The organism is Streptomyces tyrfis (assembly GCF_037034285.1).
GTDB lineage: Bacteria > Actinomycetota > Actinomycetes > Streptomycetales > Streptomycetaceae > Streptomyces.
Map to the genome: position 1 here is coordinate 16,420 of NZ_JBAGJZ010000052.1, position 13,434 is coordinate 29,853.

Annotated in this window: 12 protein-coding genes and 2 pseudogenes; 7 read left to right on the top strand and 7 right to left on the bottom strand. The window is 70.9% G+C overall.

All coding sequences use genetic code 11. From position 1 onward, the window contains the following. Positions 1-24: 24 nt before the first annotated feature. Positions 25-525, top strand: coding sequence for a MarR family winged helix-turn-helix transcriptional regulator (locus WA762_RS29760; protein WP_335939768.1), 501 nt, complete (start codon positions 25-27; stop codon positions 523-525). A gap of 112 nt (positions 526-637) precedes the next feature. Here WA762_RS29760 and WA762_RS29765 read toward each other — a convergent pair whose 3' ends face one another. Beyond that, positions 638-988: a DoxX family protein gene (locus WA762_RS29765; protein WP_335939770.1), complete on the bottom strand. Its 351-nt coding sequence runs from the start codon at positions 986-988 to the stop codon at positions 638-640. Positions 989-1,270: 282 nt separating this feature from the next. Between WA762_RS29765 and WA762_RS29770 the strand changes: the two genes are divergently transcribed. Both WA762_RS29770 and WA762_RS29775 read left to right on the top strand, forming a co-directional pair. After that, positions 1,271-2,347, top strand: a complete 1,077-nt coding sequence (locus WA762_RS29770; protein WP_335939772.1) for an alkene reductase — start codon at positions 1,271-1,273, stop codon at positions 2,345-2,347. A gap of 108 nt (positions 2,348-2,455) precedes the next feature. Then, positions 2,456-3,970: an MFS transporter gene (locus tag WA762_RS29775; protein WP_335939774.1), complete on the top strand. Its 1,515-nt coding sequence runs from the start codon at positions 2,456-2,458 to the stop codon at positions 3,968-3,970. A gap of 331 nt (positions 3,971-4,301) precedes the next feature. Here WA762_RS29775 and WA762_RS29780 read toward each other — a convergent pair whose 3' ends face one another. Next, the gene (locus WA762_RS29780; protein WP_335939775.1) at positions 4,302-6,992 is read right to left on the bottom strand and encodes a M4 family metallopeptidase; all 2,691 of its coding nucleotides are present in this window, start codon (positions 6,990-6,992) and stop codon (positions 4,302-4,304) included. A gap of 133 nt (positions 6,993-7,125) precedes the next feature. Further along, a complete protein-coding gene (locus tag WA762_RS29785) occupies positions 7,126-7,815 on the bottom strand; it encodes a helix-turn-helix transcriptional regulator (protein ID WP_335939776.1) in 690 nt (229 codons plus the stop codon). A 131-nt stretch (positions 7,816-7,946) separates the two neighbouring features. Here WA762_RS29785 and WA762_RS29790 point away from each other — a divergent pair. After that, positions 7,947-8,111: pseudogene (locus WA762_RS29790) on the top strand (transposase); the annotation flags it as partial. On the opposite strand, the gene WA762_RS29795 reads toward WA762_RS29790, so the two are convergent. Both WA762_RS29795 and WA762_RS29800 read right to left on the bottom strand, forming a co-directional pair. Beyond that, positions 8,105-8,905, bottom strand: coding sequence for an alpha/beta fold hydrolase (locus tag WA762_RS29795; protein WP_335939777.1), 801 nt, complete (start codon positions 8,903-8,905; stop codon positions 8,105-8,107). The pseudogene WA762_RS29790 and the gene WA762_RS29795 overlap by 7 nt on opposite strands. 71 nt (positions 8,906-8,976) lie before the next feature. Further along, on the bottom strand, positions 8,977-9,339 hold the full coding sequence (locus WA762_RS29800; RefSeq protein WP_335939779.1) for a MerR family transcriptional regulator: 363 nt from the start codon (positions 9,337-9,339) through the stop codon (positions 8,977-8,979). Positions 9,340-9,414: 75 nt separating this feature from the next. Between WA762_RS29800 and WA762_RS29805 the strand changes: the two genes are divergently transcribed. Continuing rightward, a complete protein-coding gene (locus WA762_RS29805) occupies positions 9,415-10,629 on the top strand; it encodes an MFS transporter (protein ID WP_335939782.1) in 1,215 nt (404 codons plus the stop codon). A gap of 128 nt (positions 10,630-10,757) precedes the next feature. On the opposite strand, the pseudogene WA762_RS29810 reads toward WA762_RS29805, so the two are convergent. Together WA762_RS29810 and WA762_RS29815 are read right to left on the bottom strand one after the other, a co-directional pair. Then, positions 10,758-11,058: pseudogene (locus WA762_RS29810) on the bottom strand (NAD(P)/FAD-dependent oxidoreductase); the annotation flags it as partial. A 16-nt stretch (positions 11,059-11,074) separates the two neighbouring features. Next, the gene (locus WA762_RS29815; RefSeq protein WP_335939784.1) at positions 11,075-11,497 is read right to left on the bottom strand and encodes an arsenate reductase ArsC; all 423 of its coding nucleotides are present in this window, start codon (positions 11,495-11,497) and stop codon (positions 11,075-11,077) included. Positions 11,498-11,592: 95 nt separating this feature from the next. On the opposite strand from WA762_RS29815, the gene WA762_RS29820 reads away from it, so the two are divergent. Next, positions 11,593-11,901, top strand: coding sequence for an ArsR/SmtB family transcription factor (locus WA762_RS29820; protein ID WP_335939786.1), 309 nt, complete (start codon positions 11,593-11,595; stop codon positions 11,899-11,901). Beyond that, a complete protein-coding gene (arsB, locus tag WA762_RS29825; protein WP_335939787.1) occupies positions 11,898-13,022 on the top strand; it encodes an ACR3 family arsenite efflux transporter in 1,125 nt (374 codons plus the stop codon). The genes WA762_RS29820 and arsB overlap by 4 nt, the downstream gene beginning before the upstream one ends. Positions 13,023-13,434: the final 412 nt, after the last annotated feature.

Sequence of the window (13,434 nt, forward strand, 5' to 3'; positions counted from 1 at the left end):
GTGCACGCACAGTAAAGTGAGCACATGGCCACGAACGCGCTCACACCTCCCGAGAAGGGCGCCGCCGCTCCTGGGGATCTCGTCCGGCATCTGGGGGTCATCCTTCGGGGGTTCCAGACCCGTTTCGAGACCGCGATGGACGGGTTGCCGGCGGGCGTGCGCGGATACCACATACTGTCGACCGTCGTGTACGGGAATCCGCCCAATCAGCAGGCGATCGGCGCTCACCTGGGGATCGACCGCACGGTTCTGACCTACCTGATCGACACGCTCGTCGACGCCGGTCTCGTCGAGCGCGTCCCCGACCCGGTGGACCGCCGCGCACGAAAGATCGTGGCCACCGCCCATGGTGTCGAGACGCTGACCCGTTACGAGGAGCGCGTCGCCGCCGCGGAGGCCGATCTGCTGTCGGTCCTGTCCCCGCAGGAGGCCGCGGCGCTGACGGCGCTGACGGGGCGTCTATCCATGCACATCCACCGCGCGCACCCGGGCGTCAACCCCTGCGAGGCGATGGACCACCTCTGACGCGGCCCCGGGGCGGGGAGCGCGAGAGCGCGGGCAACACGGAGCGGGCCGCCGGCATGGCGGCCCGCTCCAGCGCTTCACGGGGGCGCCGGCCGAGCGGCGCCCCCGTCGCTCACATGCCGGCGACGGCGAGCACGAGCTCGGCCGCCGAGACGAGGAGGAGAACGCCGGCGCCGGGCGTTCCCTTGACGTCCTTGACCCGGAGGTGGGCGATCACGGCCCCCAGGAAGTACAGGACCACGCCCACGGCCGCCGCGACGCCGAGCGGACGGTAGCCGATGCCGACGAGCAGGCCGGCCGCCCCGGCGAACTCCAGAACGGCCAGCACCGGCACCATGCCGGGCGAGACCCCCACGGCGGTCATGACCGGCATGATCTTCGGGTCCTTGACGAGCTTGCCCCGCCCCGAGACGACCAGCATCAGCGACAGCAGGACAGCGAGAACGGTATAGGCGATAAACATGGATTCTCCGGTGTGACGGGCGGGCCGGGCAGGCCCCGAGGCTAAAGTGTGGTCGACCAAACATCTATCTGGCAACTTATCTGTCGGACAGACTATATGCTGGCGAAGTCGGGCCGGCCGTCCTCCGCGGAAGGGCATGGGCGGGATGCCGCGACGTCTTCACGTGTTTCGCTCGCACTCACACTTGGCCGACCAAGTATGTGCCTGCCGGGTCCCTCGGCTGCTGTCGAGCCTGGTCAGGCCTCGGTGCGCTCACCACTCAGTACCAAGGAGAAGTTCCGCATGTCCCTGTTCGACTCCGTACGCCATGGCCGCCTGGAGCTGCCCAACCGCATGGTGATGGCCCCGATGACCCGCAGCCGCGCCCATGGGGACGGCGTTCCCACGCCGAGCATGGCCACCTACTACGCCCAGCGCGCCTCGGCGGGCCTGATCCTGACCGAGGGCACCCAGCCGTCGCCGCAGGGGCAGGGCTACCCGATGACCCCCGGAATCCACACCGATGAGCAGGTGGCCGGGTGGCGTGCGGTGACCGACGCCGTGCACGAGGCCGGCGGGCGCATCCTCCTCCAGCTCCAGCACTCGGGACGGGTGGGCCACCCCGGCGTCCACGGCCTCACCCCGGTCGCGCCGTCCGCCGTCCGTGCCGAGGGGCAGATCTTCACCCCGGAGGGCCCCAAGGACTACGTCGAACCGCGCGCCCTGACCATCGCTGAGGCCGAGGGCATCGTGACGGAGTTCGCGCATGCCGCCGAGCGGGCGGTCGAGGCCGGTTTCGACGGCGTCGAGGTGCACGGCGCCATGGGGTACTTGCTCCACCAGTTCCTCTCGGACAACGCGAACCTGCGCACCGACGTCTACGGCGGCTCCCTGCAGAACCGCATCCGCTTCGTCGTCGAAGTGGTCGAGGCCGTGGCCGGCGCGATCGGCGCCGACCGGGTGGGGCTGCGGATCTCACCCGCCAAGGCGCTCAACGACATCACCGAGGGCGACAGCGCGGCGCTGTACACCGCGCTGCTCGGTGAGCTGGCGCCGCTGGGCCTGGCTCACCTGCACCTGGTCGCCGCGGAGGACGAGGACGTCAACGACAAGATCCGCGCCGCCTGGCCGGGCCTTCTCATGGTCAACCCGCTCAACTCCTTCCCGCAGCCCCCCGAGGACGGCGGCCGCGAGAACGCGGAACAGTGGCTGCGCCGGGGCGCGGACCTGATCTCGTTCGGACGGGGATTCCTCGCCAACCCGGACCTGGTCGCGCGCTTCCGTGCCGGCGCACCGCTCAACGCCCTTGTTCCCGAGGGCTTGTACGGCGGCGGTGACGGCGGGTACATCGACTACCCGGTTCTGGGCTCCAAGGCCTGACGCGCCCCGGGGCCCGCAAGGATCGCGGTGCCTGGCGCACCGCGCGGGCACCCGGTCGCGGCCCGCTCGTCCTTTCCCCCGCTCGAATCACGTGAGGTGAGCTCTGCCATGCCCTTGCCCGTTTCTCAGCCTGTATCCGGGCGGTGGAAGGCGCTGTTGTTCATCGGCATCGCCCAGCTGATGGTGGTGCTGGACGGCACCATCGTCAACATCGCCCTGCCCGCGGCCCAGCGTGACCTGGGCTTCTCCGACGGCGACCGGCAGTGGGTGGTGACCGCCTACGCGCTGGCGTTCGGCGGTCTGCTCCTCTTCGGCGGCCGGATAGCGGACTTGTGGGGCCGCAAGCGCGCCTTCACCGTCGGTGTCATCGGCTTCGCGGTCGCCTCCGCGCTCGGCGGGGCGGCCGTCGACACGGGCATGCTGCTGGGGGCACGTGCCCTGCAGGGCGCCTTCGGCGCGTTGCTGGCACCGGCCGCGCTGTCGCTGATCACGGTGATGTTCACCGAGCCGAAGGAGCGTGCGAAGGCACTCGGTGTCTACGGGGCGATCGCCGGCGCCGGCGGCGCGGTCGGCCTGCTCCTGGGCGGAGTGCTGACCGAGTACGCCAACTGGCGCTGGACGCTGTTCGTCAACGTCTTCTTCGCCGTCGTCGCCGCTGCCGGCGCCATCCTGCTGATCCACGACCCGGCGAGCGACCGCAAGGGCGGCAGCCGCCTCGACATCCCTGGAGTGCTGCTCGCCTGCACCGGACTGGTGTCCCTGGTCTACGGGTTCACCCGGGTCGAGACCGACGGCTGGCACGCCCCGGTCACCATCGGCCTGCTCATCGCCGCGGTCGTGCTGCTGGCCGCGTTCGTCGCGACGGAGAGCCGGGTCAAGGCCCCGCTGCTGCCGCTGCGAGTGGTCGGCGACCGCAGCCGGGGCGGCGCCTACGCGGCGGTCGCCGTCTCGACGATCGGCATGTTCGGCCTGTTCTTGTTCCTGACCTTCTACCTGCAAGTAGTGCTCGGTTACAGCCCCGTCGTCACCGGTGTGGCGTTCCTGCCGATGGTGGCCGGCATGATGATCGGCTCCACCCAGATCGGTGCGCGGCTCACCCCCCGGATGGCTCCCCGTCTCCTGATGGCGCCGGGCTACCTCCTGGCCGCAGCCGGTCTGGCCATCCTCGCGCAGATCAAGGTCGACAGTTCCTACATCTCCGTGGTCCTTCCGGGCATGGTGCTGATGGGCCTGGGGCTGGGCACGGCGATGATGCCCGCGATGAACCTGGCCACCCACGGGGTCCAGCCGCAGGACGCGGGCGTCGCCTCCGCCATGGTCAACACCTCTCAGCAGGTCGGCGGCGCGATCGGTGTCGCTCTGCTCAACACCGTCGCCACCAGCAGCACCGCCGCCTACACCAGGGACCACCTCCACGCCGCCGCCTCCCCGAAGGCTGCCGGCATCCTGGAACTGCAGGCCATGGTCCACGGCTATGCCACCGCCATCCGGTGGTCCGCCGGCTTCCTGGTCCTGGCCGCGCTGGTGACCCTCGCCCTCATCGACCACCGCCACCCCGAAGCCACCGGTGACCCGGTGGCGGCGCAGCCCGCGGTCGAGGACGAGCCGGTGACCGCCCCCTGACGGCCGCTGGCCGGCCGGCTTCCCGCCGGCGCCTGGGACCGGTCCGCCGCGCGGGCCGGCCCCGCCCCGAAGCGTGACCCGCGCACGGGCCGCTTCCGCATCGTCCGGCGACGGCACCGTCACCCCGGGCAGGTGCTGCTCATGACCGAGGTCGAAGCGGCCGACCGGGGCGCCGCCCCGACGGGCGGGGAGGTCCGCCCCGGAGCCGGCTGCGCCACGGGCCCCGAAGAGAAAGCCCTCACTGTCCTCCCTCCGCGGCCGGCCGTCAGGGCCGGTCGCGGAGGGGATACCGGACGGACGCCCCTGCCTTCGGTGCGGTGGTGCGGGACCGCTACTCGCAGTTCCCGGCGAACGTCTCGCGGGTCACCACGTCGGTGGCGGCCGCGGTGGTGTCCAGCCAGGCGATGCGCCGGCCGTCACCGAGCGACGGGGCCAGCTGGGCGCCGGAGGAGCAGGAGACCCGGGTGAAGGCGTCGAGGCCGGCGAGCACGTCGGCGGTCTTGGCGACCTTCACCTTGCCCGGCCCGTTCCAGGCGCCGAGCGCGCCCCAGAGGTCGAACGTGGAGTAGGCGAAGTACTCGTCGGTGACCGAGAACTGGGCGAGGTAGACGCTCGACGGGTAACGCAGCTTGGCGGCCTTGGACAGGTCGTCGAGCGGGGCCGACAGGAATCCGGTGGTCGGGATCAGGAAGCCGCCCGTCTCGCGCCAGAAGACCCGGTCCGAGGTGAGCTGGATGTCCGAGACGTAGTCGAAGAGGAACCCGGTGATGCGCTTGGTCTGCGTGGTGCCCGTCGCGATGTCGTAGACGTACACGTACGTGCCGTCACCGCCGGCCCAGGCGATCCGCCCGTTCCTCATCGCGAGGTGGCTCGCCTTGGAGCCCGCCTCGGGGGTCACGTTGACCGTGGTGCCGTCGGCCTTGCGGAGCATGACGTCCTGCTCGCCGTCGGCGGTGGTGCTGATGTAGGCGAGCGCGCCGTTGTCGGTCACCGGCTCGGTCTCGTCGGCGTCGGGGCGGTCCACGACCTTCTTGATCGCGCCCTGGCCCTTGGGACCGGTCTGGTAGACACCGATGCCGTCACCGGCGATCCGGGTGAAGACGATGCGGTCGTCGTCCATCGAGGGGTCGAGCAGGTAGGCGTCCTTCTGGGCCAGTTCGTGCGTCGGCTTCTTGCCGAAGCGGCCCACGGTGATGCCGAAGGCGGCGCTGCCCCGGCCCCAGGCGACGGCGTCGCCGTGGCTGATCGCGTAGACGTCGCCGTTGATCTGCGCGGCCTGCTCGTCGACCCCGCTGTAGACCTCGTACGCGGGCAGGATGTCGGCGCCGATGGTGGTGCCGTCGTGCGTGCCGCCCTTCCGCTCCCAGCCGGCCTCGATGCCGTGGCCGTCGAAGGCCTTGCCGATGGCGGCGAGGTCGGCCTTGGAGACGTTCAGCGACTTGGCGGCCAGCGTGACCGCGTTGCGCATGTCGGTGAAGCCGGACAGCGGGGTGAGGTAGTTCTGCGCGGACCGGTAGATGATCCGGTCGGCGAGCTTGCTGTCGATGCTCTTGCGCATGTCCCACAGCGCGCCGCCGACGATGGTGGAGTTGTAGTGCACCCCGCCGTTGTCGATGTCGAGCGGGATGGGCTCGTAGTCCTTCTGCGCGCTGCGCCCGTCGTTGAGGTCGCGCAGGGCGCACTCCTCCAGCGGCTTGGCGCCGTTGCAGAGGTACTCGCCGATGAGACCGGACGTCGGGTCGCTCATCGCGACGCCCTTGTCGGCGGTCTCCATGGCGTTGCCGAAGTAGTCGGATATCGCCTCGTTGAGCGCGCCGGACTGGTTGAGGTAGATGAGACCGGCGGAGTGCTCGGTGACACCGTGCGTCATCTCGTGGCCGACGACGTCCAGGCCGACGGAGAGCGGTACGCCGTCCATGTGGCCGTAGACCATCTTGGAGCCGTCCCAGAAGGCGTTGGCGTAGTCCTTGCCGTTGGAGGCGACGTTGACGACGGAGTAGATCGTTCCGCCCTTGCCGTCGACGCCGTCGCGGCCGATCTGGTCCTTGTAGTACTCGTAGACCTTCGCCGCGTTCAGGTGGGCGTCGACCGCGCCGGAGGAGGTGTTCGCTCCGTCGAAGCGGTCGCTCGCCGAGGTGGCCAGCGGGATGTCGTCGGCGACCGGGCCGCCCGCGACGAGCGTGTACTGCTTGCGCTGCGCGTCGTAGGTGCGGATCTGGCCGCCGGTCTTCGGATACATCGCGCGCGTGGAGTCGACGAGGGTGTACGAGCCGTCCGTCCCCCTGTCGACGTCCAGCTTCGCCTCGGTGCCGTCGACGCGGACGCCCGTGCCCTGCGCGGGCGAGGCGTCGGCCGCGTCGATGTTGTTGTACGAGAGGGCGATGCCGCCGACCCGCGCGTCGACGTACACCTCCTGGCGGACCGGGGCGCCGTTCGGCTTGCCGCCGGTGACGGTGAAGTGCCAGGCCAGTCGGCCGCCCTGGGCGTCGGGCAGCACGGACAGGCCGTGCGCCTCGGTCTTCGCGCCCTGCACGCCGGACAGGCCGCGGTCCAGGCCGAACATCCGCCGCTTCGCGGTGGCCTCGCTCACCGTGGGCGTGGTGGAGACCGTGAGGTCCGTGTAGAGGGTGCCGGTCGCGGAGGTGACCTGCTGGCCGCCGTCGGCCGCCCGGGTCTGCACCGCGTACTCGGCGCCGAAGACCGGGACGCCGTGGTGCCGCTGCTGGAAGCGCACCGAGGACTGGTTGCCGTCCTTCGTCGTCCTGACCGTGCTCAGGTCGGAGACGGGAACCTTGTACGTGCCCTGGTGGGCCTTGATGTGGGCGCGGGCGGCCTCGGCCGGAGTGCCCTCGCGGGCGGCCTTGTCCAGGCCCTGCGTCATCGCCGGCGCCACTCGTACCGGGTCCGGCGTCGGCTCCGGGGCGGTGTCGTCCGCCCAGGCCGGCGCGACCATCAGCGAGGCGCCGGTCGCGGCGGCGACCACCCCGGTCGCCAGCAGCCGCAGCACGTTCGTTCGTCTCACAGGACCTCCCCATCGCACACCTGCGCCTGAGCCGCACGAGGCATCGGGCGCTTGACGTGCTGATCGTTCGCCATGCCGGCGCGGGTGAACAGGGGATGGTGCTGGCGTGAAAGCGCCGTGGCGTAATTACGCCTCAGGTGCCGTGAAACGCCGCGGGGTTGTCAGCCGCGTCCGGGAGCCAGCCGGCGCGCGCCGCGTACCAGCCGAGCTGGAAGCGGGTCGCCGCGCCCACCTCGTCCATCAGCGCGTGCAGCCGGCGCTGGACGGTGCGGTGGCCCATGCCGAGCTGGCGGGCTATGGCCGCGTCGGTCAGTCCGACGTGGAGGAGGGCCACGATCTGCCGGTCGACGGCGGCGATCCGGGCGCCCCGTTCCTCCTGGGCGCCGGAGGCGCTCAGCCGCCAGTCCTTGCCGAAGTGCTCCTCGAAGAGCGAGACGAGCGCCGTGATCAGGCCGGTACGGTGCACGACGAGTGCCACCGGCTCCGTCTCGCGCTCCGGGTCCAGGGGGAGCAGGGCGATCCGGCGGTCCACGATGGCGAGCTTGATCGGCAGCTTGTCCGTGACGGAGATGTGCTGGCCCTGGGCGACGCAGGAAGAGAGCAGGGCGGCGGTCCGCGGGTGCTCCAGCCATTCGCGTTCGACGACGCTGCGCACGCTGACCCCGCGGCGCGTCATCTCGGCGTCCACCTCCTGGTGGTTGTCCTCGAAGCTGAGCACCGCGGGCACCCGCCGGGTCGGCACCAGGGTGCAGACCTCGCTCCTGGCCTGTCTCTGCATGCTCAGCAGCCGCCGGATGGCGGCCGGGCCGGACAGCACCTCCACGGGTGCTCCCGAGGCGTGCGTCTGGGCGGAGCGGTGGCGCTCGGCGAGGTCGCCGACGAGCGATTCGACTCGGTGCAGCGCGGAGCGGCGGGATTCGAGCAGGATGCCGACGGAGTGACCGCCGCCTTCACCCGGTCCGGTGGGTCGTCGAGCGCGCGTTCGCCTGACTGCACCAGTTCAAGCGACTCCGCACCCGCTACGAACGACGCGCCGACCTTCACCAGGGCCTGCTCGAACTCGCCTGCAGCATCATCTGCCTCCGGCGACTCCGGACGGCATGCCGAAACGATCAGTAAGGGCGCGCGAGCCCGTCGAGCCAGTGCCCGACCAGGCCCCGTACGATCTCGGCGCATTCCACCTGCGGGTTGTGCCCGGCGGCATCGAGCACCGTCGCCGCCATCCGGGGGTAGTGGTCGAGCAGGGCCAGCTGGTCGCGCCAGCCCACCAGGGCGTCCTGCCGGGTGGTGACCAGCAGATGGCGCCCGCGGTGCACGGGGGCCTGGCGCTCCGGCCAGTGCGGCAGCAGAAAGTCGGTCTCCAGCTCGGCGGCGGCCGTCTCGTCGTGGGCCCGCCAGCCGGGCAGCACGTATCGCTCGAAGAGCTCCCACCTGGGCTTGTCCAGGCGGGCCATGACGTAGCCGAAGAGGTCGCGGTCGGCGGCCGGGAGGCGGTCGAGCAGTTCCTCGTCGCGCTCCAGTACCGTTTCCCCGGGCAAGGACCGGTCGTCGCCCCAGCGCACCACCGGCACCAGCAGCGCCGAGCCGAGCGCCTGCTCGCCGTACCGTGCCGTCACCGCCCGGGCCAGCTGACCGCCGAAGGACTGCCCGACCACCGCGAACGGCCGGTCGCCCAGCTCGGCGTCGATCCATTCGAAGACGGCTTCGGCCAGGGCGGTCGCCGAGGTCCGGCCCGGCAGCCGGGGGCTGGCTCCGTGGCCGGGGAGGTCGAGGTAGAGGCGCCGCCAGCCGGGGCGGTCGGCGAAGGCGGGTTCGAGCGGGAGCAGGACGTGGTGGTCGACGGTGTAGCCGTGGATCAGGACGAGCGGCGTGCCGTCACCGAATGCGGTGTGCCGGATGGCGGAATCGGTCATGACCACAGCCTCTGACCTTGACACTCGTGTCAAGGTCAAGCGGGCAGTTTCGAGTCGGCCCCGACCGGGGGTCAGGCGAGCTCTCTGACCACCGAGAGGTACTCCATGATCGCGTCCCGGTTACGGGTCAGGCACTGGATCCGGCGGGTCATCCGCTCCGTCTCGCACTCCAGGGTGTCGAGCATCTCCGGGGTGGCGTCCGCGAAGTGGATCGTCCGCGGGGTGTCCAGACAGGGCAGGATCTGCTTGATGATCCGGGTCGGCAGCCCCGCGTCCAGCAGCCCCCGGATCTGCAGCACCCGGTCCACCAGGTAGTCGTCGTAGTCCCGGTAGCCATTCGCCTCGCGGCGAGGGGTGATCAGGCCCTGCTTCTCGTAATAGCGCAGCAGGCGCGGAGTGCTCTCCGTCAGCCGAGCCAGTTCGCCAATTCGCATGTGACCGCCCTCACGCCCTTGCCCAGCCGTCCCGGCTGGACCCTGACATCCGTGTCAACGATAGACGATCGGCCCATGTCGACGAACGAACTCCGTTCCCCCACCTGTCCGACGGCACCGCCCGCAGGCTCGCCCCGACTGCCCTGGCCGGCGCTGCTGGCCCTCAGCACCGCCGGATTCGTCACCCTGATGACCGAGGCCCTGCCAGCCGGTGTCCTGCCCGCGATGAGCACGGACCTCGGCGTCAGCCAGTCAGGCGCCGGACAGGCCGTCACGCTCTACGCGGTCGGCTCCATCGCGGCCGCCATCCCGCTGACCGCCGCCACGGCCGGCTGGCCGCGCAAGCGATTGCTGCTCCTGGCTGTCGGCGGCTTCGCGGCGGCCAACGCGGTGACCGCCGTCTCCGGCAACTACCCGCTCACCATGGCCGCGCGCTTCGCGGCGGGCCTGGTCGCCGGGCTGCTCTGGGCTCTCTTGGCCGGTTACGCCCGCAGCATCGTGGCGCCGGAGCAGCGCGGACGGGCGATGGCGGTAGCGATGAGCGGCTCGACCGTCGCCCTCTCGGTGGGGGTGCCGGCCGGCACCCTGCTCGCCGGTGCTGCCGGGTGGCGGGTCGCCTTCGGGCTGATGAGCGTGATCGCGCTGGCCCTGGTCGGCTGGATCGCCGCCACCGTCCCGGCCGTTCCCGGCCGCGACGAGCACGACCGGCTGCCACTGCGGAAGGTGCTGCGGACCCCCGGCGTGGCAGCCGTCCTGGGCGTCACCGCCGCCTTCGTCCTTGCCCACAACCTGCTTTACACCTACGTCGCCGCACTGCTCGAACCGCTGAACCTCGAAGGGCGAACCGACACCGTGCTGCTGGTTCTCGGCCTGTCCTCGCTGGTCAGCATCCTCAGCACCGGGGCGCTGATCGACCGGCACCTGCGCACCCTGACCCTCGCCGCCTGCGGGCTCCTCGCATTCGCCACCCTCCTCGTCGCCGCTGCCCTGCTCACCTCGGCGTCCTGGCCCGTCTACGGCGCCGCCACGCTCTGGGGCTTCGGCTTCGGCGGCGCCGCCACCCTGCTGCAGACCGCCGTCGCCGACGCCGCGGGCACGGCCGCCGATCTCGCCCAGTCCCTACTGGTTACCTGCTGGAACCTCGGCATCGCCGCCGCCGCATTCGCCGGCGGCCTCCTCCTCGACCACGTCGGCCCGCACTCGCTGCCCTGGTCGGCCCTGGCGCTGCTGGCCCTCGCCCTGACAGTCACGGCCACTGCCCGTCACCACGGCTTCCCGACCCGTCGATGACCTCGTTCGCGTGACGACCGCGGGGCGGGCAGGTTACCGGCGCGACGGGTGCTGCAGCATCATCTGCCTCCGGCGATACCGGACGGCATTTTGAAACGATCAGTTATTAGTCATTGGTACTTCCCTCAAGCCCGGAGGCGGACGACGATGACGGGGCGGGCGAAGCGGGTGAGGAAGCCGGTTTCCTCCATGGCGGTGTCGCCGCCGCCGACCGCGGCGATGTCGGGTCTCGCGGTCGTGGAAGAAGAATCCGTCGCAGGTGGCGGACCAGGGCACGCCCCGGTCGGACGGTTCGTCCTGCCTTGGGCGGGCCGAGTCTGCGGTAGCCGGAGCCGGTCGCGACGATCACGTCCTCGCGCGGTGGACGGTCCCGGCGCAGTCGGTGAGCGGTTCGACGGGGCCGGTGAGGTCGACGGCGGTGATGTCGTCGTCGTGTATATGGCGCTTACGCCGTGGCCTCCGGAGCGATCTCGGCGATCAGGCCCTGGACGAAGGTCTTGATCTCGTCGCGGATGGGGCGGACGGCTTCGACGCCCTGTCCGGCCGGGTCGTCGAGCTTCCAGTCGAGGGAGCGCTTGCCGGGCAGGACGGGGCAGGTGTCGCCGCAGCCCATGGTGATGCAGACGTCGGACTCGCGGACGGCGTCGATGGTGAGAATCTTCGGGGTTTCGGCGGAGATGTCGATGCCGACCTCGGCCATCGCCTCGACGGCGGCGGGGTTCACGGTCTCCCCGGGGTCGGAGCCCGCGGAGCGGACCTCGACGCGGTCTCCGGCCAGGTGGGTCAGCCAGGCGGCGGCCATCTGGGATCGGCCGGCGTTGTGGACGCAGACGAACAGGACGGACGGCTTGCCGGAGGACTCGGCCATGTTGATCGTTCTCTCCCGTCGCGTGGCGGAACCCGGCCGCCAATGGCTTCAGCCCTCGCTGATATCAGTGAGTGATGATGTGAGAGTATCAGTGCATGCTGACTTCAGTCGATCCTGATGTGATCCGGGCACTGGGCGATCCGCTCCGCCTGGAGATCGTGACCCTGCTGGCGCGCGAGACGCTCTGTACGACGCATCTGGTCGAGGAGACCGGGGCCAGGCAGACCAACCTCTCCAACCACCTGAAGGTGCTGCGCGAGGCCGGGCTGGTGGAGACCGAGCCATGCGGCCGCTTCACCTACTACAAGCTCAAGCCCGAGGTCCTGGCCGGTCTGTCCGAGCAGTTCGCCGCGCTGGCCGAGTCCGCCCGCAGCGCGGCCGGGAACAAGAGGGCCTGCCCGTGACCACCGAGCGCACCACGAAGGCCGCTGCCGACCGGGCCGGGAGAGGGGACGACTCGATCGTCGGGAAGCTCTCCACGCTCGACCGCTATCTCGCGGTGTGGATCCTGCTCGCCATGGCGATCGGCCTGGGCCTGGGCCGTCTCGTCCCGGGCATGAACGACGCGCTCGCGAAGATCGAGATCGGCGGGATCTCGCTGCCGATCGCGCTCGGTCTGCTCGTCATGATGTACCCGGTCCTCGCCAAGGTCCGCTACGACCGGCTCGACACCGTCACCGGCGATCGCAAGCTGATGGTGTCCTCGCTGGTCATCAACTGGATCGTCGGCCCGGCGGTCATGTTCGCGCTGGCGTGGATCTTCCTGCCGGATCTGCCCGAGTACCGCACCGGCCTGATCGTCGTCGGCCTCGCGCGCTGCATCGCCATGGTCATCATCTGGAACGACCTGGCGTGCGGTGACCGGGAGGCCGCAGCCGTTCTGGTCGCCCTGAACTCGGTGTTCCAGGTCTTCGCGTTCGGCGTGCTGGGCTGGTTCTACCTCGACCTGCTGCCCAGGTGGCTGAACCTCGGCGACGGCCAGGGCCTGGACGTCTCGGTGTGGCGGATCGCCCTCAACGTGATCGTGTTCCTCGGCATCCCGCTGCTGGCCGGCTTCCTCACCCGCCGCATCGGCGAGCAGAAGACGGGCCGCGAGAACTACGAGGCGAAGTTCCTGCCGAGGATCGGCCCCTGGGCGCTGTACGGGCTGCTGGTCACGATCGTCGTCCTCTTCGCCCTGCAGGGGAAGACGATCACCTCGCAGCCGCTGGACGTGGCGCGGATCGCACTGCCGCTGCTGGTCTACTTCGCGGTCATGTTCTTCGGGACCTTCCTGCTCGGCAAGGCCCTCGGTCTCGCCTACGACCGCACGGCGACGCTGGCGTTCACCGCGGCGGGCAACAACTTCGAGCTCGCGATCGCCGTCGCGATCGCGACCTTCGGGGTCACCTCCGGCCAGGCGCTGTCCGGCGTCGTGGGCCCGCTCATCGAGGTGCCCGTGCTGATCGGACTCGTGTACGTCGCGCTGGCCTGGCGCAAGAGGTTCGGCCCCGCGGCACCGACCACCCCGGGAAGGGACGGCTGACGCACTGCCTCGACTGCCGCACCACGGGAACGGACGGCCCCGCCGCCGGCCTCTGCCGGGGCTGTGGAACCGGAGGCTGCGCGGCGCATGCCCGCATCGGGCCCCGGAGCGAGCGCGGGGGAGCCTGATCGACGCTCCCGGCGAGGAGGACCCACGCCGCACAGGGGCCCGGACGAGAAGCCGCGCTGGAACTCCATCCCGACGAAGCCGAGCCCCCGGCGCCGCCGCGTCGATTCCTCCGCGGTGAACGGGCCGCCCGTCTTCCGTCCGGGGTGCCGCAGAGCGCGGCACCCGGCCGCGGAAGTCCGCCTGCCCGGGAACGTCCGGCACGCAAGGTGTGCCGTAGTCGCCGGTCGCTGCGATGACCGTCCGCGCGGTGAACCCCCGCCCGTCCTCGGCCCGCACGGACCAG